Annotated in this window: 24 protein-coding genes; 7 read left to right on the forward strand and 17 right to left on the reverse strand. The window is 31.9% G+C overall.

Annotated features, from left to right (window positions below; genetic code table 11):
• Positions 1 to 75: 75 nt before the first annotated feature.
• The 4 genes from AC1QSP_RS02845 to AC1QSP_RS02860 are packed head-to-tail and all read left to right on the forward strand — an operon-like array spanning position 76 to position 2877.
• Complete coding sequence (locus AC1QSP_RS02845; RefSeq protein WP_484079691.1) at positions 76 to 825, forward strand: CDP-alcohol phosphatidyltransferase family protein; 750 nt, start codon at positions 76 to 78, stop codon at positions 823 to 825.
• Complete coding sequence (locus AC1QSP_RS02850) at positions 812 to 1570, forward strand: exonuclease domain-containing protein (RefSeq protein WP_484079692.1); 759 nt, start codon at positions 812 to 814, stop codon at positions 1568 to 1570. Before AC1QSP_RS02845 ends, AC1QSP_RS02850 begins: the two co-directional genes overlap by 14 nt.
• 4 nt (positions 1571 to 1574) lie before the next feature.
• Positions 1575 to 2183 carry a fumarylacetoacetate hydrolase family protein gene (locus AC1QSP_RS02855; RefSeq protein ID WP_484079693.1) on the forward strand — a complete coding sequence of 203 codons (609 nt, stop codon included), beginning with the start codon at positions 1575 to 1577 and terminating at the stop codon, positions 2181 to 2183.
• A 55-nt stretch (positions 2184 to 2238) separates the two neighbouring features.
• On the forward strand, positions 2239 to 2877 hold the full coding sequence (locus AC1QSP_RS02860) for a DUF4919 domain-containing protein (protein ID WP_484079694.1): 639 nt from the start codon (positions 2239 to 2241) through the stop codon (positions 2875 to 2877).
• Between the two features lie 27 nt (positions 2878 to 2904).
• Here the strand turns inward: AC1QSP_RS02860 and AC1QSP_RS02865 are convergent, their stop codons facing one another.
• From AC1QSP_RS02865 to AC1QSP_RS02875, 3 genes are all read right to left on the reverse strand, one after another.
• A complete protein-coding gene (locus AC1QSP_RS02865) occupies positions 2905 to 3561 on the reverse strand; it encodes an HAD family hydrolase (RefSeq protein WP_484079695.1) in 657 nt (218 codons plus the stop codon).
• Between the two features lie 126 nt (positions 3562 to 3687).
• Complete coding sequence (locus AC1QSP_RS02870; RefSeq protein ID WP_484079696.1) at positions 3688 to 3939, reverse strand: hypothetical protein; 252 nt, start codon at positions 3937 to 3939, stop codon at positions 3688 to 3690.
• Between the two features lie 79 nt (positions 3940 to 4018).
• The gene (locus AC1QSP_RS02875; protein WP_484079697.1) at positions 4019 to 4975 is read right to left on the reverse strand and encodes a hypothetical protein; all 957 of its coding nucleotides are present in this window, start codon (positions 4973 to 4975) and stop codon (positions 4019 to 4021) included.
• A 239-nt stretch (positions 4976 to 5214) separates the two neighbouring features.
• Here AC1QSP_RS02875 and AC1QSP_RS02880 point away from each other — a divergent pair, with 239 nt between their 5' ends.
• A complete protein-coding gene (locus tag AC1QSP_RS02880; RefSeq protein ID WP_484079698.1) occupies positions 5215 to 5955 on the forward strand; it encodes a hypothetical protein in 741 nt (246 codons plus the stop codon).
• Positions 5956 to 6130: 175 nt separating this feature from the next.
• On the opposite strand, the gene AC1QSP_RS02885 is transcribed toward AC1QSP_RS02880, so the two are convergent.
• The 6 genes from AC1QSP_RS02885 to AC1QSP_RS02910 form a co-directional block, all read right to left on the reverse strand.
• Positions 6131 to 7081 (reverse strand): sulfite exporter TauE/SafE family protein, encoded by a 951-nt coding sequence (locus tag AC1QSP_RS02885; protein ID WP_484079699.1) that lies wholly within the window; start codon positions 7079 to 7081, stop codon positions 6131 to 6133.
• Between the two features lie 12 nt (positions 7082 to 7093).
• Entirely contained in the window at positions 7094 to 8332 is a 1239-nt protein-coding gene (locus AC1QSP_RS02890) for a sulfate adenylyltransferase subunit 1 (RefSeq protein WP_484079700.1), read from the reverse strand.
• A 203-nt stretch (positions 8333 to 8535) separates the two neighbouring features.
• Entirely contained in the window at positions 8536 to 9441 is a 906-nt protein-coding gene (gene cysD, locus AC1QSP_RS02895; protein WP_484079701.1) for a sulfate adenylyltransferase subunit CysD, read from the reverse strand.
• 12 nt (positions 9442 to 9453) lie between these two features.
• Entirely contained in the window at positions 9454 to 10158 is a 705-nt protein-coding gene (locus AC1QSP_RS02900) for a phosphoadenylyl-sulfate reductase (protein ID WP_484079702.1), read from the reverse strand.
• A gap of 829 nt (positions 10159 to 10987) precedes the next feature.
• Positions 10988 to 11242: a hypothetical protein gene (locus AC1QSP_RS02905; protein ID WP_484079703.1), complete on the reverse strand. Its 255-nt coding sequence runs from the start codon at positions 11240 to 11242 to the stop codon at positions 10988 to 10990.
• Positions 11243 to 11321: 79 nt separating this feature from the next.
• Positions 11322 to 11924: a hypothetical protein gene (locus tag AC1QSP_RS02910; RefSeq protein ID WP_484079704.1), complete on the reverse strand. Its 603-nt coding sequence runs from the start codon at positions 11922 to 11924 to the stop codon at positions 11322 to 11324.
• A gap of 119 nt (positions 11925 to 12043) precedes the next feature.
• On the opposite strand from AC1QSP_RS02910, the gene ligA reads away from it, so the two are divergent.
• Together ligA and AC1QSP_RS02920 are read left to right on the forward strand one after the other, a co-directional pair.
• The gene (ligA, locus tag AC1QSP_RS02915; RefSeq protein WP_484079705.1) at positions 12044 to 14038 is read left to right on the forward strand and encodes an NAD-dependent DNA ligase LigA; all 1995 of its coding nucleotides are present in this window, start codon (positions 12044 to 12046) and stop codon (positions 14036 to 14038) included.
• Positions 14038 to 14592 carry a hypothetical protein gene (locus tag AC1QSP_RS02920; RefSeq protein ID WP_484079706.1) on the forward strand — a complete coding sequence of 185 codons (555 nt, stop codon included), beginning with the start codon at positions 14038 to 14040 and terminating at the stop codon, positions 14590 to 14592. Before ligA ends, AC1QSP_RS02920 begins: the two co-directional genes overlap by 1 nt.
• Before the next feature lie 36 nt (positions 14593 to 14628).
• On the opposite strand, the gene AC1QSP_RS02925 is transcribed toward AC1QSP_RS02920, so the two are convergent.
• From AC1QSP_RS02925 to porU (AC1QSP_RS02960), 8 genes are all read right to left on the reverse strand, one after another.
• Positions 14629 to 15030 (reverse strand): hypothetical protein, encoded by a 402-nt coding sequence (locus tag AC1QSP_RS02925; protein WP_484079707.1) that lies wholly within the window; start codon positions 15028 to 15030, stop codon positions 14629 to 14631.
• Positions 15020 to 15640, reverse strand: a complete 621-nt coding sequence (locus tag AC1QSP_RS02930; RefSeq protein ID WP_484079708.1) for a hypothetical protein — start codon at positions 15638 to 15640, stop codon at positions 15020 to 15022. The genes AC1QSP_RS02925 and AC1QSP_RS02930 overlap by 11 nt, the downstream gene beginning before the upstream one ends.
• 290 nt (positions 15641 to 15930) lie before the next feature.
• Entirely contained in the window at positions 15931 to 17004 is a 1074-nt protein-coding gene (locus tag AC1QSP_RS02935; protein WP_322969863.1) for a hypothetical protein, read from the reverse strand.
• A 174-nt stretch (positions 17005 to 17178) separates the two neighbouring features.
• Positions 17179 to 17574, reverse strand: coding sequence for an OsmC family protein (locus AC1QSP_RS02940; protein WP_484079709.1), 396 nt, complete (start codon positions 17572 to 17574; stop codon positions 17179 to 17181).
• Positions 17575 to 17577: 3 nt separating this feature from the next.
• Complete coding sequence (locus tag AC1QSP_RS02945) at positions 17578 to 18462, reverse strand: pirin family protein (protein WP_484079710.1); 885 nt, start codon at positions 18460 to 18462, stop codon at positions 17578 to 17580.
• Positions 18463 to 18572: 110 nt separating this feature from the next.
• Positions 18573 to 19754 (reverse strand): type IX secretion system outer membrane channel protein PorV, encoded by a 1182-nt coding sequence (porV, locus tag AC1QSP_RS02950; protein ID WP_484079711.1) that lies wholly within the window; start codon positions 19752 to 19754, stop codon positions 18573 to 18575.
• 207 nt (positions 19755 to 19961) lie between these two features.
• Positions 19962 to 22748, reverse strand: coding sequence for a type IX secretion system sortase PorU (gene porU / locus AC1QSP_RS02955; protein ID WP_484079712.1), 2787 nt, complete (start codon positions 22746 to 22748; stop codon positions 19962 to 19964).
• Positions 22663 to 23859, reverse strand: a complete 1197-nt coding sequence (porU, locus tag AC1QSP_RS02960; protein ID WP_484079713.1) for a type IX secretion system sortase PorU, long form — start codon at positions 23857 to 23859, stop codon at positions 22663 to 22665. Before porU (AC1QSP_RS02960) ends, porU (AC1QSP_RS02955) begins: the two co-directional genes overlap by 86 nt.
• Positions 23860 to 23995: the final 136 nt, after the last annotated feature.

Below are 23995 nucleotides of genomic sequence, written 5' to 3' on the forward strand. Positions count from 1 at the left end.
AAAATTAAATGAATTATTGTATTTTCTTTACTATAAACGCTTTTGTTTGTACTTTTGTTTTCGAAATTTATGAGCATGAAATTATTTACTATTCCTAATTTACTGACATTACTTAACTTATCGTGTGGAGTTTTATCATGCGTTTTTATCGCCTCAAGCAGTGGAAATGTTACACCACAAATTGTTACCATTGTAATGGTCTTTATGATCATTTCTTTAATCGCTGATTTTTTAGATGGAATGGTTGCTCGATTATTAAAACAAAGTAGTCCAATTGGTGGCGAATTGGATTCTTTAGCTGATTGTATCTCTTTTGGAATGGTTCCAGGATTGATGTTATTTTCAATTTTTAACAATAAGGCTACTGATTTTTTATATGATTCTGAGACATTAAAGTTTTCAGCCTTATCACTAGTTGCATTATTAGTACCTGCTTTTTCAGCTTTACGATTAGCAAAATTCAATCTAGATGATGAACAAACGACGTATTTTAAAGGTTTAGCTACTCCTTCTAATACATTGTTTATTTTCTCAATATTTTCGATTTATTTTAATACAGGTCGAATTATTGACCCATCAATCGATACGTATTTACTCATCGGAATTTCAATCTTATTCAGTATTTTATTAATTATTGATTTACCTTTATTCGCTTTCAAATTCAAAGGATTGGGTTGGAAAGAGAATAATTACAAATACATCTTTTTAATTATTACACTTGTGTTATTGGCCTTATTCCAAGTTGCTGCCATTCCATTTGTAATCTTAATTTATGTAATCATTTCAATTTTATTCAGAAAAAAAATTACAAATGAACTTGACTAAAAACATCTGTTTCTTTGATTTAGAAACAACTGGAACAAATATCGCCAAAGATCGTATCGTAGAAATCTCTATTGTAAAAGCTTTAACGAATGGTGAAAAGGAAATAAAAACATGGAAAGTTAATCCAGGAATTCCAATTCCACCCGAAACCACAGCAATTCATGGCATTTCAGATGAGGATGTAAAAGATGCACCATCTTTCAAAGAAATTGCACCTCAAATTATGGAAATGATCAAGGATTCGGATTTAGCAGGATTCAATTCAAACCGATTTGATATTCCTCTATTAGCTGAAGAATTAATCCGTAATGGTTTTGATTTTGATTTAACAAAACATCGTCCAATTGATGTCCAAGTGATTTATCATAAAATGGAACCTCGTAATTTATCAGCGGCTTATAAATATTACTGCGGTAAGGATTTAGTTGATGCGCATTCAGCAGAAGCAGATACCTTAGCAACGTACGAAATTTTTAAAGCGCAAATTGAAAAATATGACGAATTAGAAAATGACAATCAATTTTTGAGCGAATTTTCGAGTCAACGTCGTACAGCTGATTTGGCAGGTTTTATCCATATCGATGAACAAGGAAATGAAACCATTAGTTTTGGAAAATATAAAGGTCAAAAAGTCGCGGAAGTCTTCCAAAAAGATCCAGGGTATTATGCTTGGATCCAAAATGCAGATTTTCCATTATATACCAAAAAAGTTTTTACACGAATTAAATTAAAATCATCGTTCTAAGGATATGAAAATTATATGTGTTGGTCGCAATTACGAAGAACATGCGAAAGAGCTAAACAATGAAGTTCCTGATGCACCAATGTTTTTTATGAAGCCTGATTCGGCTATTTTGAGAAAAAATTTTCCTTTTGTCATACCGACATTTACTAAAGAAGTCCATTTCGAAACTGAATTAGTCATTAAAATTGATCGCGTGGGTAAAATGATTCAACCCCAATTCGCAGATCGTTATTTCTCTGAAATAGGTTTAGGAATTGACTTTACAGCACGTGATGTTCAACAAGAATTAAAAGAAAAACGATTCCCTTGGGAAATTGCCAAAGCATTTGACGGTTCAGCTTTTGTTTCAGATTTCTTCCCAAAAGAAAATTTCGATTTAGAAAATCTTAATTTTTCAATGAATAGAAACGGAGAACAAGTACAAACAGCGAATACAAAAGATATGATTTTTAATATCAATACATTAATCGCTGAATGTTCTAAATATTTCACATTAAAGAAAGGGGATTTAATCTATACAGGTACCCCTGCAGGCGTTAATAAAATCAACTCGAAAGACACTTTAGAAGGTTTTATCAACGATGAGAAAGTATTTGAAGTAAAAGTATTATAAATTAAAAGCGTTCCAAATGGAACGCTTTTTTTATATTTAAGTTTTAATACTCTAAATGAATAAACTTTTATTAGCTTCTCTTTTACTCTTTGCTAACTATAATGCTAAAGCTCAAATGCCTGTCAATTTAGCACGAATCGATACATTGGCAAACGATGTCAATAATTCTGAATTTCATTTCGAAACATTAAAAGAAAAATTTAAAACAAGTCCACAAGAACTTAGTCATCATCAATTACAAGTTTTGTACTATCAGCCATTGAATAACATGGGGAGTTTTCAATATGATATATCATCCGCACAAGCTTACACAAATTTCAAATCTTTAAAGTTTAAAAAATTGATCACCTACGCAGAGGAAAAATTAGAAAAAATGCCTGCAAATTTAACGCTGTTATTTCTATTATCTCTTGCTTATGGCGAAACAAAAGATGGCATAAGCAAAGCAAATGGATATAACAAAAAATTTAAACTCGTATTAGAAAGTATAATGGCTAATAGAAGTTTAACAGACATAGATCATTTAATCGAATTGAATTGTATAACTGATCAATCGATCATCCTAAATGTGTTGGGGATTGATTCATCTAAAATGAAATATTCTTCTCAAATTGTAGAAGGTCATTGGCTGAATACATATGAGAAAAATAGCGAAAAAATTCAATTCAGAATATTATTGAAGCAAAAAATTTAAAAAGGAGCTATGAAAGCTCCTTTTGTTTTATGATAAATGTTGAATATAATTTGCATCTATTGCATTAAAATCATCACAAATCCAATTGGCTTTCGACAAATCTTGTCGTTTGGTATTTTGACTAACATAACCCAAAACACGAATATCCGCACGAACCGCTGCTTCAATTCCATTGGTTGAATCCTCAATAACAATACATTCTTTTTTCGTTGATTGGACTAATGATGCTGCGTGAAGAAAGATGGCAGGATCTGGTTTAGACTTAGGAAAATCTTCTCCAGACACTTTTGCCTTAAAGTATTGGTTTAAGTCGAATCGATTAAAGACGCGATCAATCGTCGATTTCGAAGCTGATGATGCTAATATTAATTCAAAACCATTACGATGTAAATCTTTAATTAAATTTTCGACTCCAGGTATTAATTCTAAATCGGGTTTTGTATCAAAAGCTTCATTAAATATGCTACGCTTACGCAAAACCAAATCATTTACTTCATCCTTCAAATGAAATGTTTCTTTTAAAATTTGATACACATTTTTAGTCGATTGACCCGTAAATGTGGCAAATAATTCAGGAGTGACTGGAATATTTAATTCTTTATAATGTTCGTGATAAGCATAGTGATGAACGGGTTCAGTGTCTACAATTACACCATCCATATCAAAAATTACAGTTTTTATCATTGTGTTTGTTTGTACAAAAATAATAAACTGTAAGATGTAATCCTCACTTTCATATTTAAAAGTAAAGTATTATTATTTAAAAAATATTATTCAATAAAAAAAGCAATTCAAATGAATTGCTTGCTCTTATTTTACGTCTTGATATTCAACTTTATTAGGAAGGTTCTGATCGACATTAGCTTCTAACTTTTTATTGTATTTCTTTTGAATATAATCTGCGGCTAAGCTTACACCAATTCCTCCAACAATACCCCATATCGAGCGTTTGCCAAAGAATTTTGCGACTGTAATACCAGTCGTCGCTGCAGTTGCTAATAATCCAATTTTTGTTCCTTTAGTTTTAGAATTTGATCCTAATAATTTTAAAATAGTGCTCATAGTTGATTCGTTTTAAGATTATTATACAAACAATATTCCAAAATAAAAGAGCTTATTTTCAGATAAGCTCTATTTTATATTAATATTGAATCAAAATGAAATCAATTTGTTTTTTCAATTGAATAAATTCAGTTAGTAATTGTTTATCCAATTCCTTATCTTGAATGTATTGATATAATTTTTTCTCTACTTTAGCAGCGATTTGTTTTTTCTTGTCTTTTTTAGACTTTTTATCATCTTTTGATTTCTTATTTTTCTTTTTTGATTTTTTCTTCGACTTCTTCTTTGATTTTTTGTCTTTCTTTTCCTCTTTTAGTTCTTTTTTAGCCGCTTTTCGTATTGAATCCAACTCTTCTAAAACCTCTTTAAAAGCTGGTAAATCATCAATTTGTTCTTCCAATAATTCATCGATATCTGTCGTAGATGCTAATGTGACTAATTCAGCATATCCATGATCTAAGACAATTGGAATCGTATCAAATTTAAGTTGATGAATATTTTCATGATCATCCGCTTCTTCGTCATTGTCGGTTGCTTCATCTTCAATCACTAAATAAGAATCTTCATCGTCCAATGAAATATCATCATTTAGTTCATATTCTTCAATGACCTGGTCTCCATCAATCACAATGTAAGAATCATCGTCTTCTAAAGAAATCGAATCGTTTTCTTCATATTCAACTCCTTCTTCTTCATCTAATTCTTCAAATTCATCTTCAATTTCTGCGGGTTCTACCACAGCATAGGCAATATCGTCAACACGTACAAATAAATGATCGTTTTCATCAGTAAAAAATGCTTGAACTTTAGAAAATTCCACGGTTGAAGTCACTCCATCCTTTTGAACAAAAATAATTAAACGTTCTAAGGCTTCTGCCACTAATTCATTTGAAAAGTTATAATCTAAATCATCAAATAATTTCACAAAAATAGAAGCTAGAGGTCTTAATTTTTTATCAACTTCAATAGAAGCTACACGCTCTTCAACCAATTGAAAAAGTTGAGATGTGATATAATAAGAATGGATTGTACTCATAATAATTTATTGTTTGTATCAAATTTAACGAAACTCTTTATGAAAAACAATTGAAATATCTTAACATCAATTTAAATACCACTCACACAATACATTAACTATATAAAATAGTTTATATCTTTACACTATTACTCCATAATGCTCCACTATGTTCCACTATTTAGTATATAAATATATTTAAATTCATTTTGAATTTTATCAAATTTTAACTTATTTTAGATGAAGTAATTAGCACGAATATGGCACGTATCGATAAGGATGGATTAATTAGAGGAAAAATTGGTGATTTTATTTACCGCAATTATCGCGGCAAGCAAATTGTTCAACGTATCCCTGATGAAACAAAAACTTCTGAAAAAGTAAAAAAGAATAATTCTGAATTTGGTTATGCAAGTTCAAAAGAATCTGTAATCCGTAACTTCTTTCTCGAGCAATTGGATTTGATGAATGATGGAAATTTACATAACCGCCATCGTAAAGTTTTATATGAATTATTAATTCATAACCATTCGAAAGAAGCTCATCAACGCAAGATATTGGATGGAAATCCGAAACAATATATTGGTCTGAACTTTAATGTTAATTCGAAATGGGAAGATGTAATGCCATATTACCTTGCAATTAATGAAGGAGAAAATAAACTAACTGTTTCAATTCCTGAAATGTACGCGAAGTCATTTCAACAAAAAGTAAAAGATATGGCTTTTGATCACCTGAAATTGAGTTTAGTATTATGTTCAATCGATCCGGACTTAGAGCAACACCCAAATGCCATTGTCTACAATCAGCGCGAATTTACGGTGTATCAAAATCAAAAATTAGAGGCTACGAATTGGGAGATACCGAACCTCCCTCCTAACCGATTTTTACTGTTAATTGGAAAAATAGAATATTTTGAAATGAATCCAGTTTTCGGTCTAAAAAGTTTAAAATCGAAAGAATTCTGTCCAGCTTGTGTTTTGTATGGTGCAAAGTTTTGATTAAAATTCACTTAACCAAACGATCCTAAAATAAATTCAGGATAACGAACTTCTAAAATCGTACGATCTCAGATTCACACAAAACAATTGTCATTCTTGGTCAGTCGAAGAATTTTAAATAAAAAACCTCATCAATACAAGATCAATGAGGTTATGGTTGTTTATTTATTTTTGATTAAATCATTTTCAGAATAATTCTTACACTGGCAATGATCACTAATGTTGCCACTAAAATATAAGCTACTTTTTGTGGTAATTTCCCAGCTAGTTTTGCGGCAAAAGGTGCGGCGACCATTCCTCCTACAATTAATCCTAAAACGATATACCAATAATCGACACCTAAACTGGTAAAGAATGTCATGGTTGCGGCAAAAGTCACAAAGAATTCAGCTAAGGAAACCGTTCCGATCACATATTTTGATGGTCGACCTTTGGTCAATAAAGTGGAAGTGACAATTGGTCCCCAACCTCCGCCTCCAAAAGCATCAAAGAAACCTCCTGAGAATCCTAAAAATCCTAAACGTTTAATTTGTTTTCGAACGACTTTGTTTTTAAAAGCCAAAGCCAATAACCTCAACGCAATCGTGATTAAGTATAAAGCGACAAATGGATAAGCGTAATATTCGTATTCTTCGCCAATGTAAATGACAAACAAAGAACCTAAAATAGAACCAACAACACCAGGAATGGCTAACCAAATCAACATTTTTTTGTTGACGTTCCCGAACTTATAGTGCGAAAATCCACTAACAGCACTCGAAAACATTTCGGCTGTATGAATACTTCCTGAAATGGCCGGAAGTTTAACTCCAAACGACATCATAGCCGAAGCACACGTAATACCATAACCCAAACCAAGCGCTCCATCAACCAGCTGCGCAAAAAATCCAACAGCAAGCATAATGTAAAATTCATTTGGAATTTGAGTGACAAACGAACTTAATTCATCATACGAATAATAAGTCGCCAAAGCATAACCAAAGAAAAAAGATAGGAATATTGCACTCGTCCAACTAGCAAAGCGTTTATATCGATGCGTTGGATTGGCTTTTTTACGTTTCAGATATTCATCGATGATGGCCGACTTCGTTTCTTTTGGAATGTCATTCAGGTTATAATCATTCATAGGATTATCAGTTTATAGAATCATTAAAGCTCCAACCGTGTTATGTGTAGTTTCATCCACAAGAATTGCATTACCGGTTTTATTATTCGTTAAGAATGCATCATAAACTAAAGGCTGATTCGATTGTAGCTGAATTTGAGCAATATCATTTAAGCCAATTTGATCCGTATCTTCAAAAGTCCAATGATTCACATCCCAACGTTGTTGAATCGCTTTAATTTTTACACGTACAGATTTAAAACGATGTTGTAACAAATAAGGTTTCCCAAGTTGTAGATGTTGATGATCAAGCCAACAAACCCAAGTGGTAAGTTTATTATTTTGTTGAACCTCATCATTGGCAAGAATAAAAGTATCACCACGAGAAATATCCACATCATTCGCTAAATGAATGATCACATTATCTCCAGCAACAACTTCATTAACATCAGTAAGATCACGTTCAAGACGAGTAATTGTTGAAGAAATATTTGCAGGAAGAATGGTAATTGCATCACCAATTTTATATTTACCACTTAGTACAAGACCTGCATAACCACGATAATCGTGTAAATGATTTTCTTGAGGTCGAATGACATATTGAACTTGAAAACGAGAAGGTAAATTTTCTTGCGTATCAATTTCAACAGTTTCTAAAAGTTCTAGAATAGAAGCACCTTTATACCAAGGTGTATTATCAGAATTAGAAACTATATTATCACCAACTAAAGCTGAAATTGGAACATAATGCACCTCATCATAATGGAGTTGTGGTAAAAGCGCTTCAAAATCCGTTTTAATTTTGGTATAAACTTCTTCTGAATAATTTTTAATATCCATTTTATTAATGGCAACAATTGCTTTCTTAAGTCCCATCAAAGAACCAATACTTGCATGACGTTTTGTTTGAGTGGTTACACCATTTCGAGCATCAATCAAAATAATAATCAAATCAGAATTAGAAACACCAGTCACCATATTACGTGTATATTGTTCATGACCGGGCGCATCAGCAATAATAAACTTACGTTTTTCTGTTGCAAAATATTTATAAGCCACATCAATTGTAATGCCTTGTTCACGTTCGGCACGAAGTCCATCAGTTACAAGGGCTAAATCAATAGCACTATTTTTTGAAATATTTTTCGATTGTTTTTGTAAAACACCTAATTGATCGGTATGTATAGAATGTGAATCATAAAGTAAACGACCAATTAAGGTACTTTTACCATCATCAACATTTCCGGCTGTTATAAATTTTAATGTATCCATTTTTTTAAGTTGTAAGTCATAAGTTGTAAGTTTTAAGTTTGCTTAATACTTATGATTTGATGTAAATTGAATTCAACTTTTTAAGTTAACTTTCATTCTGAATTTATTTCAGAATCGCATCGTAAAGTTTATAATGATGCGATGTTGAGACGATTTCAGAATGACAAATCGTATCACGTTAAACGTACAACGTATTACGGTCCTTAAAAATACCCTTGCTTTTTACGATCTTCCATAGCGGCTTCTGAAACTTGATCATCTAAACGCGTTTGTCCACGTTCTGAAACTCTAGTTTGAATAATTTCTTCAATAATTGCATCAACAGTTGAAGCCGTTGAAGGTACAGCAGCTGTACACGTCATATCACCCACTGTACGATAACGCACAGTTTCTATACCATAACTTTCTCCTTCTTGTGGTTGAATAAACTGAGAAGTCGCAACTAATCGATCATTATACTGAATACATTCACGTTCATGCGCAAAATATAAATTCGGTAATTCGATATTTTCTTGTTTAATGTAATTCCAAACATCAAGTTCGGTCCAATTGCTTAAAGGAAATACACGAACATTATGTCCTTGATCGATACGACCATTTAAGATATTCCACAATTCAGGACGTTGAAGTTTTGGATCCCATTGACCAAAATCATCACGAACAGAGAAAATACGTTCTTTTGCACGTGCTTTTTCTTCATCACGACGCGCTCCACCAATACAGGCATCAAATTCATTTTCTTCGATAACATCTAAAAGAGCATACGTTTGTAATGCATTTCGAGAAGGAAAACGACCGCCTGTTTCTTTTAAATTATATTTCTTAATCGCATCTTCTACAGAAGCCACAATTAATTTTTCACCAATTTTATCGGCTAAATAATCACGAAATTGAATCGCTTCTGGAAAATTATGACCTGTATCCACGTGAACCAATGGAAATGGAAATTTACCTGGACGAAAAGCTTTTAAAGCTAAATGAACTAAAACGATCGAATCTTTACCGCCAGAGAATAAAAGTGCTGGACGCTCAAACTGAGCAGCAGTTTCTCTGAAAATATAAATTGCTTCGTTTTCTAATTGTTTTAAATAACTATTTTGAGTTGACATATGCTTAAGGTGTTATTTGGCGTGTAAACCACATTCTTTTTTACTTTCATCTTCCCACCACCAACGACCGGCACGGAAATCTTCTCCTTCTTTAATCGCTCTTGTACAAGGCGCACAACCAATACTGATAAAACCTTGATCGTGTAATGGATTATAAGGCACTCGATTTTCTTTCAGGTAATGGAAACAATCTTCCGTTGTAAAATCAATTAATGGATTAAACTTAAAGAGTTGTCGATCTTCATCAAATTCAATTTCATGCATGGAATGACGATTATTCGATTGATCAGCACGTAAACCTGTAATCCAAACAGAGGCTTCTTTTAAAGCTCGATTTAATGGAATGACTTTACGGATGTAACAACATTGTTTACGCAATTCGACAGAATCATAAAAAGGATTAATTCCATTTTCTTCAATGAAGGTTTCAAGATCTGAAGTTGGCGGATAATAGGGTTTAATTTTTTGCTGATATTTCAGTTCGGTTTTATTCCAAGTCGTATAGGTTTCTGGAAAAATACGCCCCGTATCTAACGTAAAAATTTCGATGTTGCTAAGATTCTGACTCATAATTGCATGTGCAATGACTTGGTCTTCGAATCCAAAACTTGTCGAGAAAACAATTTTTTCTTGCACGTTATCGTTCAGAAATTTTAGTTTTTCTTCTAAGGTCTTCTGCGCTTTTACGTGTTGTAAGGTATTTTGAAGATGGTTCATTTTGATTATCAATACATTCTCTATTGGTTTAATAGAGTTTTATTCAGAACCAAACTTAAAAAATAAGATTTCAAAAACAAAGGAATTCCTCTACTTTATTTATAGAGCTTATAGATGTATAATTGATAATTGTTTTTCACTTATGAAATCAATAAAATATTGACGATTATTTTAAATTTTATCTAAACGGCTTCGAGAGCGAATTACGAATACGATAATAAATGTTAAATTAAAGGTGTTTTAAAGGTGTTTTGTGTTTAAATGATCTTAAAATAAGAGGATTTCAGGGTTAAAATTCTACATTTTTATATATTTAATAATTATTTGTAATATTTTTTACATTCTATCTAAACCTCATCGAGTACAAATTATAAAATTCGTAATAAAAAAAAGTCAAATCGGTTAGATTTGACTTTCTGTATTTTTAGTTTTTATAGGAATGAAATGGTACAATAGGATACATATGGATGATACCAACCAAAACCAATATCCAAATAAAGGGAAATCATAATCAGAAAATTCAATTATTTTTAATTGAAGTAAATGATCTATCCCATAAATTGACATTTGAATAACTGCCAATACATTTAAATACTTGCTTATAGGGAATCGATAAAAAATCCAAGAAAGTAATAATGTAAAATTACCTGACCAGCAAATAAAATCAATTGGTAATTCTAAAATTGTTAGATAGCCCATTATTAAATAGAAATAACCCAAGTTTTCCGGATTATCTGTTCTATAATAATCAATAAAATGATCTCTACTTAATATAACGGGTAATACCAAACTGATACTAAAAAGAATGATACTCGCCCAAAAGAAATATTTACTTTTCAAACTGAGCCTCTAATTTCTCGATTTGCTTTTCTAACTTTAGTTTTTCTTTTTTCAAACGACTTTTTGGACTAAACATGGCATAAGCTAATAAACCAATTCCGATTCCAACCACTGCTCCTAGCTTTTGGTTCTTTTCAATGGCTTTTGCAACAGCAATTCCAGCGGCGGCTCCAGTTGTTACAATCGAAACCGTATGTTCAAATTCTTTCGATTTTGTATCTAATGTATCGAATAAATTATTCATATATATTTTAGTTTAAATTTTATAGGTTAAAAATAGCATTTATGGCTTAAAATTGAATTGAAAATTTAAATATCGAAATTTAAGCGGAACAAACTTCAAATCGATCAATTCCTGTCAAAAACCAATTTCCTTGATATAAGGTTAAATATAAAATTAGTTCAGCACCATCTTCATTAATTACAACTACTTTTTTACTTTGCTGTTCTATTTGATGTAATTGATTAATGTCTTCCAAAGACCAATCATTAAGTTCTAATAATTTTTCCTCTTTTGCAACTTCAGTTCGTTTTTTATCTCCTCCAAAATCAGAAACATAAATACCCTTTCCTATATTCCAAGATTCTTTTTCACAACTATATTCTGGGATTATATTATAATTGATTGGTAAGCTTTTCTGAAAAGATAATTTCTCATATGGTAAATATTCAGGAATTGGATGATTGAATTCAATACTATCCTGAATTGAAAGATTATCATGTGCACCTCTTCTAAATAGAAAATAAAGCTTTAAATCTTGATTGACATAAAGATTAAGGCTCTTCTGATTCTTAGCATTATACAAATCTAAAACACGATAAACTGTATTTTCAAATGGATCTTTATCTGATTCATTTTTAATATTAAAACTATTAGTACAATTTAAATTCAATAATAAAATAAAAAGTAAGAATCTGTAATGCATAACATCTATTTGATAAATATTTCTCAAATAACATTCCTAAATTATAATGATTGGAAATTAATTGAAATAATTGGGCTTATTAAAACTACGAATTATCTTTGCTTGCAAGTAAAACGACTATGGACATTCAAGAAAGAATATTAGCCTTACGCGAAGAATTAAATCAACACAATTATAATTATTACGTTTTAGATAACCCTACGATTTCTGATTTCGAATTTGATTTGAAATTAAAGGAATTAAAAAAGTTAGAAGACGAGAATCCGATCTTTTTTGATGTGAACTCTCCTACGCAACGTGTCGGAGGTTTAGTAACAAAGAATTTCCCGACTGTTCAGCACGAGTTTCGAATGTATTCTTTAGACAATTCCTATTCGGTTGAAGATTTACAGGATTGGGAAAAGCGTATTGAAAAAGCTTTAGGAGAAAAAGTAGAATTCGTATGTGAATTAAAATATGATGGAGCTTCGATTTCGATTTATTACGAAAATGGGGAATTGAAACAAGCCGTTACCCGTGGTGATGGTTACCAAGGGGACGAAATCACGAATAATATTCGAACGATTCCTTCGGTTCCTTTAAAATTAAAAGGAAATTATCCGGACAAGTTTTATATGCGTGGAGAAATTACGATTCCGTTGAATACGTTTAAAATGATTAATGAAGAACGTGCAAATAATGGATTAGAATTATATGCGAATCCTCGAAATACAGCTTCAGGTTCATTAAAGCTTCAAGACAATACCGAAGTTGCTAAACGTGGGTTACAATGTTTCCCTTATTATTTTATCGGAAATAATTTGCCTTATGCAACGCAATGGGAAATGTTAGAAGCTGCGCACGAAAATGGTTTCAAAGTTCCAAATACGTCTAAATTATGTTCTTCTCTAGAAGAAGTTTTAGAATTTGTGAACTATTGGGATGTGGAACGTAAAAATTTACCATACGAAACCGATGGAATTGTAATTAAAGTAAATTCGTTTGCGCAACAAGAAGAATTGGGTTATACAGCAAAAGCTCCCCGTTGGGCCATGGCGTATAAATTCAAAGCTGAAGCTGCTGAAACTGAATTATTAAGCATTGATTACCAAGTGGGACGTACAGGAGCCATTACACCTGTAGCAAACCTTGCGCCTGTTTCTTTAGCAGGAACAATAGTAAAACGTGCATCGGTTCACAATGAAGATATTATCAAGAAATTGGATATCCGAATTGGTGATATGGTTTACGTGGAAAAAGGTGGAGAAATTATACCAAAAATCGTTGGGGTTAATACCGATGTTCGTGAACCAGGAACCCAAGAAATTGAATTCATTAAAGAATGTCCATCTTGTGGAACTGCATTAATACGTAAAGAAGGAGAAGCACAACATTATTGTCCAAATGATACCGGTTGTGAACCACAAATTATTGGAAAATTAGAACATTTTATTTCGCGCAAAGCAATGGATATTGATAGCATTGGTGGTGAAACTGCTGCGTTATTGTATCAAGCTGGTTTAGTGAATAATGTTGCTGATTTCTATACGTTACAAAAAGAAGATATTTTACCGTTGGATCGTATGGCAGAAAAATCAGCTCAAAATATTGTGAATTCTGTTGCTAAGTCTAAAGAACAACCTTTTGAGAAAGTGCTTTATGCCATTGGAATTCGACACGTCGGTGAAACCGTTGCGAAGAAATTGGTGAAACATTTTCAAAACATCGACCGACTAATGGCTGCTACAATGGAAGAATTAGTTTCGGTTGGTGATATTGGAGAAAAGATTGCGATTTCGATCAAGGATTACTTTAGAAATGAAGATAACTTAGCTTTAATTGCTCGTTTACGTGAATATGGTTTACACTTCGAAATGGGAGAAGCTGAAAAACCTCAATCGGATGTTTTAGAAGGAAAGACTTTCTTGTTTACAGGAACGTTAACGAAATTCACGAGAACGGAAGCGCAAAAAATGGTGGAAGCAAACGGAGGAAAAAACATTTCAGCCGTTTCTAAAAACTTGAATTACTTAATTGCAGGGGAAAAAGCCGGAAGTAAATTAAAGAAAGCCGAAGAAATTGGAACCGTTATCGTTTTAACGGAAGATGAATTCTTAACAATGATCAACGGATAATGGGTGCTGGATTTTCAGTGATTCTTTTGGGAATCATTATACTATTATTAGTTCCATTCATCTATTTTGGGATTCGAATGGCGGGTTATCCAAAAGCTGCGGTTGGAATTAGCTTCGCAGTTTTCTTCATCGTATCAATTCCTTTGCTGAAATTGGCCTATCGAGGTCAAATGTACAGCAAAGAAGATGCATTGGTTGATTTTAATGAAGCGAATCTCCAAATCAAAGGTCCAATTCGAGTATTGGAAAATGAGATTTCTGGCTTCAAATCAGTTGAACAAAATGGAATATTTATTTTAGACTCTGTTGAAATCAATCAAATCATTAAACGAATTGAAAATCGACCAGATTATTTGATTTCTCCGACCATGTTAAACTTAAGAAAAGAAATGGAAAGACGACCTTCTGGTAAAATCGTCAGAAGTTTTAGACATAAAGATCAATATGTGGTCGAAACTTACCAACCAATTGATGAATATACGATACGAACATCTTCTTTTGTATTTAAAAAAAATAACGATACCGTTCGATTTGAAAAACTAGAAGATTATTAAAATAAAAAAGCGACCCGTAAAGGTCGCTTTTCTATTCTAGTAGGTTTGATGAATCAGGTCAAACTGATCAGAATCTTGTATTTCGTTTAAATGAAAATAAGAAGAATTTAATTTTTTAGGTCTATATAATTTTACGCGATAAATAGAATGATCATCATACCAATCATAAGCTGTCTTAGGTATTGTATTTTGATAATCGTATATTTTTATATTAAAAAAAGATCGATTAACAACTCCAAAGTTTTTAAATTCATTCTTATTATCATAAGTAGAATAAACTAAAAAATCTCCATCTTGAACTTCATCCAACAGATAATAAAAATCTCCATATCGGTCTTCTTTATCCATTTGATAGAATCCATAATTTATAATACCAATGAGAGCAATTAACTTCACAATGAAAATTGATATAAACCATTTATATTTATTATAATTCATTAATCGTATAAATTTTAAAATATGATTTTTTAGATTGTTCAATTTTCTGTTGCACAAAAATAGAATCCATTTTGGAATCAAAATCATTTGCTGTTTTGGGATGTGTCAAATACATTTCTAAAATAGAATCTTTACGATTAATTACACCATATTTAAATTGCTTGATTTTAGTTGTATCCAAAACAATAGTATCATTAGTAATACTATAGTTTCCAACATTCCGTCTAGATCCAAAACAAAAAGATTCCTGAATATAAATCCCATTCTTTTTGAATGAAAATGAAGAAGAACAACTTGCTACACCTTCTTCATAAGCATACATAATATTCTCACCATAAATCATTTTATCTGTGATTAATCCGAAAGGTTTGTAAATGATTAGTCCTAATAAAATACTACTTATCCATAAAACAATTTTATGCGACCGCTTCGGATTATTCATCCATTTATATATTCCAATAAGTATCATGATTAGAACGAAAATTAAGATGAAAATCTCGATGATGTATAATAGAAAAGAAATAAAGTCTAAATCAAAATAACGTTGAAATTGAATAAAGAGAAATAAAACAATTGAACACCCTAATAGGAATTTAAAGAATTTAGACATTTCGTATTATTTTAAACAAACCGAAGATCAAACTGACAACCATCAAACCGAAGCCTATATACATTACAATAAATCCTATAAATAGCGTTGTTTCATTGAATTTAAAAGGTAAATGTCCAGCCCACATCATTTCATTTAAGATCCATCCAAGAATCATGAATAAAATTGATAATAGAAATAATTTTGTAAAGGGATAACTTTTAAACATAAAATATAAACGTTTGAAATATAAATCTATTGCATAAAAAAAGCGACCTCAACGGGTCGCTTTAAAATATTTTTATTCTATTTTATTTTGAAGTTTCGTGATAACGATTGGCTCTACGGAAAGTTCCTAAATCATTAAATCGAACACCATTAGCTTTCATTACTTCATGTGCCTTTTTACGTGCTATATGACGAACATAAAACGTTTCATTAACCACAAAATGGTGAATCGCATGCGTCCATCCAAAGAAAAAACAAAAGATTTGGAAAGGGAATGTCCACCAAACTGTAAGAACCTGTGTTTGTTCAGTTACATTACCTTTCTCTACATCTCCAAAGTAATGTAAGTTTGATGTAATAAAGTGTAATGAAAATTGACGCAATAAGTTTGGTAATAAAACAATATAAATAATTGGATTACTCCATTGCAAAACGCTATCAATCCAAGTAGGTAATACAAAATTTGTATCGAAAATTCCATTAATGAAATTCACTACAGCATCGGCTGAATAAATGTATAATAAAACGTGTGCAATAATAGTCAACGGAATTAAACCGAAAACACCGTATAATTTCAATTTATTTGCAACCTCAAATTTAAGATTACCATTTTCAACTTCTCTTTTAATATCCCCAAAAAGCCCTACAACACGTAATAAATTCCCTACGACTAAATCAGGTAAGAATAATAAACGTTTAATCGACCATTTTTCTCCATTCGTTACTCCTCTTTCTTCAACATCATGTAATGTTCCAGAGAAACGATGATGATGGAAATGTAACGTTCGACGAAACCAAGGATTTAAAGTTAATGGACGTAAAATCCAAATCCATCCCAGCATAAAATTATGTACTGCTTTATTGCTTTTAAAGTACATATAGTGAATTAAATCGTGCTCTAATTCGTGCAATAGACCAAATAAAAAGGCATTGACAGGAATTAAAACCCAAGCCGAAACCATCCCTTGGTACCACAGATAGCCCATCAGTAAACTTACGATTACTGCGAAGGCAAATATGGCAAAACCAATAGCATTTTGATGCTTCAGAATAGGGTATTTAGCTTTAAGATCTTTATAGGATTGAGAGATCTCTTTACGAATAATACTTGTTCTTTGTTGATGCGTCACTTTCTCAATTTTCTTAATTCTACGCAATTTAGGCATTTATAGCCAAACAAAAGAATACATTGGTCATCTTAACTTTTTATTGAATGATAAATTTTATCTTCAATCTAATATTGACAAAAGCTTAAAACTTATCTATCAATACAGTATCTAAAGCACTCCCTAAAAAAAATAAGAGAAAATTTTTTCTCTTATTTTTATTTTTTAAACCACTTGAATTATTGTTTCAATCGTGTGGCCTTTTTCTAATAATTTATGAACTGGACAAGCATTGGCAATTTTATCGATTCGACCACGTTGTTTTTCATCAAACTCCCCTTTTACACGTACAACCCGTTGAAAGGTGGTAGGTAAAGTGGTATAATCAAAATCAACATCCACCTCAACGGATTGATAAGACCAACCTTTATGGTTAAAATACATTTGTAATGTAATAATCGTACAAGATGATAAGGCTGCCCCAATCAATTCCATTGGAGTCATAGCAGTATCTTTTCCTCCTTTATCGATAGGTTCATCTACAATTAAAGATAAACCTCTTGTTTCTAATGATGTAATAAAAGCTTCATCAGATGAAACTCCTTTAATGTTAACTGACATTTGTTATTTCTTTTTAGTATAATCAGGCATAGGAACATAATCGTCATCTCCTGGAACACTTGGAAAACGATGATTGATCCAATCTTCTTTGGCTTGTTCAATACGTTCTTTCGAAGAACTTACAAAATTCCAATAAATAAACCGTTCTTCTGGAAAAGCATCACCTCCAAAGAGGTATAAAGTTGAATGGGCTTTTATTTCTAAAATACATAATGATGGATTTTTTGCAACTAAAAGTTGCTTTGGTCCATATATTTCACCTTCATCTTTTACTTCACCTTCTAAGATATAAAGTGCTGATTCTCCATATAATCCATCTCCAAAATTTACCTTCACATCTTTTGTAGCTTTAATTTCAATGTAATACAATGGAGAATACACTGGAACTGGAGATTTAAATCCCTTATACTCACCTGCAATTAATTTAAAATCAACTCCATCTTCAGACCACGTTGGTAATTCGTCTGCTTCAATATGCGTAAAATTAGGTTCAATTTCCTCCAAATGTTTTGGTAAAGCTATCCAAATTTGTAAACCATGGAGAGATTTATCGGTCGTACGTAAATATTCAGGTGTACGTTCAGAATGAACAACTCCACGACCACCGGTCATCCAATTGACAGCTCCAGGTTTAATCTCTAAATTATTCCCTAAACTATCCTTGTGTTGTATAGAACCTTCAAATAAATAGGTTAATGTGGATAAACCAATATGCGGATGAGGGCCAACATCTAAATTCTGATAATCTTTCATATGAGCTGGTCCCATATGATCAATAAAGACAAACGGTCCAACTGCTCTTTTTTGATTAAATGGTAAAAGGCGCCCCACTAAAAAATTCCCTAAGTCGGCTGCTCTTTCTTCTATAATTAATCCTACGTTTGACATAATCGTATTTTTTACGAAATTAAGGTTATGTGATGCAATAATGCTTGATGTAAGTTAATAAAAAAAAGCCAACCGTATGGTTGACTTTTTAGATCTCTTAAATTATAATTTTAGTAATCGTATGAATTTTGTGTTTCTCCACCAAAGTTCCAAGATACTCCAAATCGTAATGTATTTTCTAATGCATTATTCGTTTTAGATGTTGGAATTAAATACGAGAAATCAATTCCAAATGAATTATATTTCAATCCAGCTCCTAACGTTAAATGTTGACGATCACCTTTCATTTGGTTTTCGTGGAAATAACCTGCACGGATAAATAATGCTTCATTATATGAATATTCAGCTCCGATAGAATAAGTAATTTCTTTTAACTCTTCTTTCCCTCCACCTGGAGCGTCTCCAAATGAACTAAAAATTCCATCAATAGGTCCTTTATTTGGGATATAACGGTAACGTACATTACCTTCTTCATCAAATTCATATTGAGGTGTTGGAACTAATAATTTTGAAAACTCTGTAGAAATTGCTACTTTATTGTAATCATCGAATTTAAAATCATATCCTGCTCCAATTCGTAAGTTTGTTGGTAAATATGATGAATTATCTTCTTGATTTGAATAATCCAATTTAGGTCCAATGTTAGAAACTTGGAAACCTGCACGGAATTTACCATCAAAATTATTCGTACTCATTGTTTCAGACTGGTAGAAACCTGCAACGTCCACTGCAAAAGTGTTCGCAGGTTGAACAGTCGCATCATTTAAACCATTGTATAAATCCGAACGAATAAAACGACCCGTAACGGCCATCGAATAATTATCAGTTAACTTTAAACCATACGATAAGTCGATCGAAAATTCATTGGGCTTAGCTAAACCTTCATTAACAATTTGTCCAGTTGCAGCATTTAAACTATTTAATTCGATTTCACCCATATTAAAATAGTAAATACTAGCGCCTAAAGTACTGCGTTCTTCTGTACCTAAGAAAGTAAAATAGTTCGCATTTAACAAAAATACATCACTTGTTAATGAACTCATATAAGGTGTATATGTAAATGCCACACCTGAATAATCTTTACTAAATGCATATTTAGCCGCATTCCAGTATTGTGAAAAATTATCCGCTGATGTTGCAACCCCTTGATCTCCTAAAGATCCTGCACGGGCGTCTGGTGAAATTCTTAAGAACGGTGCACCTGTTAAAATTGGATTCGGTTCATTTGGGATTTCCTGTGCAAATAACGCCACAGACATTAACACCATTAAGCTACTTGTAATCTTTTTCATTCGTATCTTATGTATAGTTTTGTTATAGTTTTTAAGTCAAAAAAGTCTGTAAATATACACTCCTTTTGTAATATTGTTTCGTTAAGTTAACAAACTTTTTTAACAAAACTATAATTTAGGTTAGTATTTCATTGGTTATGAGTACATCTGTACATCATATTTGTAACGTGATTTTATTTTTATTATTGTTAACCTTCATAAAATCATTTATTTTAAAATCACAAGGCGTTCAATAGCTGTCGCATTCCCTTTACATAATTCTGAGTTCACTCCTTTTACATTCACTTTATACAAATAGGTTCCTTTTCCAATTTTGTCTCCAAAATCGTCTAAACCATCCCATTCTATGGCATATTTACCTGTTCGGTAACCTTCACGAAATGGTTCTGCTGAAACTGTTTGACGTATTGTTTTTACCAATCGACCCGATACGGTAAAAATTTGAACCATGACATCCAATTCAGTATCACAATTATGCTCAAAATGGAAGAACGTATTGTGTGTAAATGGATTTGGCCAATTTAATAATTTATCAATGCGTATCTCATTCGATCCATTTTCTAGAACAACAAAATCTAATGTTGCGGTATTCGAATTATTATTAATATCCCAGAATTTCATCTCTATTTGATGCTGACCTAATTCAAGGTTTTTTAATTGATAAATTACTTGGCCTTTTTGGTAATCGTCATAATATTTATTGACACATGGATTACTGTCACCTGACTCAAAATATTCATTCAACACATAAGCTTCCTGAATTTTACCATCCAATGTCGCTACGATATCATGCCCAATACTAGCTCCAGTAGCATTAATTCCTGTATTATCTGTTAAACACCCAATCAAATATGGATCACGATCTGTAATACCACCATTGGCGAAATTTAGATTATTCATGTAAAGTTTTCCTTGTGGTACCTCATTATCATTCAAACCATTTTCATTCAAGCCACCTACTTTTACTTTGGTATGCATCACAGCATCAGATTGTTCACTATAAGCATAAAGCACCAATTTACGATCGCCTAATTCATAATTGATATCTTTCGGTACATAATATTTAATGGTAAACTTCCCATCGGTTACTTTAGATGTCCCTTTGTATATGGTTTTAAATTCTTCCGTAAAAGAATAAGGTGTAAAATTCGCAAAACCTTTGTTATTGCGTAGAGGTTTTGTAACAGGCTTTTCGTATAAAATATTTTGAATATTTCCTGTAAAAGTTTCATCCAATTGAGCATTTGGTTTTAAAACTTCACCCTCAATTTCGATGAAATCTAACGCTTTAATTTGATGAGAATTGAAATCAACTTCTTCACCATTGACTTTGAATCGAGTAATCTGAACATCTTGTTTTGGACGCGAAACGGCAACCATTGGATCTCCTAATAAATTGACCTTACTGTGATCTAAGGATGTCACATTATAATTTTTCTTCGCCTCCATTAATGCTTTACCGGTTGAAATATTTTGGTGATTATTTTCACGAAATAATTCATTCAATAAATAGGAGTTGAAAGCTGATCCATAGATGGTTCCAATCGGACGATTCGTTGTTAGCATAGATAATGCTCCACCATTGGCATTTTTTAACATCATTTCTCCTGCAGAATCATATTGAGGCAAATCCCAAACCGTAAAATCACAAGTTATGGTTGCTACAATAGGTACACGAGAATAGGTATTCGTAAAATTCGTCAGATTGGCCAATTCTTCTCCAGTAATAATACGTTCCTGCGCCCAAGATCGTGGACCTCCGTGACCGTAATACATCATAAAATTAGTCCCTAACTCCAGGTTATTGGTTATCGTTTGATTAATGACGGGATAACGCAGACCAGCTGAAGTTTGTTCTGGTTGATAGGCATCAATAAATAACTTATTAACTGCATAAAACTTATTTCGTTCTTGATCAAAAACAGTATTAATGTCGCGATCAAACTTTGGTGTATTAATTTCTATGGATGCATATTCTGGATCATCTGAAATGGCAACAATTTTAGTACGCCAATCACCATAAGAATTTCCTTTATTAGGAATCTTTTGATAATAGGAAATAATTTTATCCACCATGGTTTTAGCTTCCGAAAGATTTGTAGAAGGGATACGACCAATGGCTAGTTGCAAATTATTGGCATTGTAATCATAGCTTCCATTCCCCGCATTCCCCGCAAAAACTACTCCGTCACCTATCATCGTGAAATAATCATCCGAAGTACTTGAATTTTCTAAAGATTCTGAATTTAAATTGTAAAAGGATGGAACTAAATTAATATTCCCTTGTACACGGTCTTTCGGATCATAGGTCGTTGCTCCGAATAAAATCGCATATTCTAAAGGATTTCCGTTATCCTTTAAATGTTTGAGAAAATCACGAATCGCAATAGGATCTTTACTTCCCGACGAAAAATCATTATACACTTCATCAGTTGTTACAACTGCTGCTTTAATACCATTGTATTCTTCTCTAAATCGAGCCAAACGTAATGCTTGTTCCTTTAAACTCGGATGTGTAATGATGGCTAAAGTAACATTTTCTAAATTTCTTATATTCTGATTATTTACACGCCCCACATAAGCCACATCATCATAAAGATGCTCTGGTTTAAAAGCCACAAATTCATTGAAAAAGTTTGTAGCGTTGGATTGATATTTATAGGTGTTTTGAGTTTTTGATAATGCGTTGATCGAAGAAATATCAGAGACATCCCACACTTTTACACCTGTATCATTCGTAAAATTAAATCCGTATACTGCACCATCATTTAGATTCGTCAATTGTCGAAATTCAAATTGTTGATTCAAATAGTGAAGTTGATCTTTATATTTTAATTCGAAATAATCAATAAACGCTAATCCCGCAGGATTTGATGAATTGGTATATGAAACATCAACGTTAAATTCATTACCATTTACTGGAAATTGAATTTGCCCTGTTCGAACGATTGAATGTACCAGTAGAGAAATTAATCGAATTTGGATTTGCACCATTAATGGTAATATTAGCCACTGTATTTTGAGCATTCTTACCAACGATGGAATAATTTAAAAAAGCCGCTTCATTTACAACCGCTTGATTGGCTTTAAAGTTCTTACGAAAAGAATTACTTCCATTCAGCATTTCACCAACCCATTGACGCCCCACTTGATTGATATTTAAAGAATCTTTTTGGTGAAATTGATAAGCATCAAATGTAGTAAAGCTACGTCTTACATCTCCTGAAGTTGTACTTTCGGCAATACGTTTTCCCGCATTCCCATCAAATGTGATATAATAATAAGAATAGTCATCATACGTATTAAAACGTAAAAATACATCCGCTAAAGTTGAATTGGCTTGTCGATACCATTGATGAGGGCCTTTTGCATAAAATGCAATATAATCTCCTTCATCAAATGAATTATCTTCACTTCCTACAAATTCGATAGGAGTTTCTTGTAAAGCACCATATCTAAACTCAGTTAAATTTTCATGCAAACGACCATTTCCATTACCATATATCTTTAATGTCGATAAATGATATCCTGTTGTTGGAATTCCATGGGTCGTAAAAAAACGTTTGTCCAATTTAAAGACACCTGATTTATCAACCTTAATTTTATACCAGTTTCCATTCGCTAAAACACTTTGACGTGAATCATCAAAAATTTGACGATTTTGATTTGATCTTAAATCTATATTGTTTTTAACGACAGAAAACGCATCTATTCGATGGATAACTCCCCCTTTTTTAACAAATGGAAAAACATTTATGAATGTTTTTTTAAGATTTTTTTCAAAAAAAATGGAACTTGAAAAATTAATTTTTTCGCTCACTAATTCATACCCTCTAAAAGTGATTAATTCTTGAGCCGATAATGGAGAAGTTTGCACATTCTCAATTGAGACTTGATTATACGCTTCATTAAAAATAATGGTATAATTCGGCATATAATACTCATTTAAAGCATAATGAGCTGAATTATTAAAAAATGGAACTTCAATTTTTTGTCCATTCGTTAATGAGTATTCTTGATTTTTTTCCCAATTAATTTTATAACTTTGAGAAAATAAATGACCATAATTTAACAGTGTAAGTGCTAATACAAAGTATCTCTTCATTGTAAGAAAACGTATATTGAACAAATATATTTTTAGATTTATAAAATAAAAAATTAAATATTTCGTTTGAGTTAAATAAATGTAGCAAACAGCTTTGTTAAATTGCTGTTAAATGCTTTTATTTGCAATAAATTTA

Source organism: Faecalibacter sp. (genome assembly GCF_057177045.1).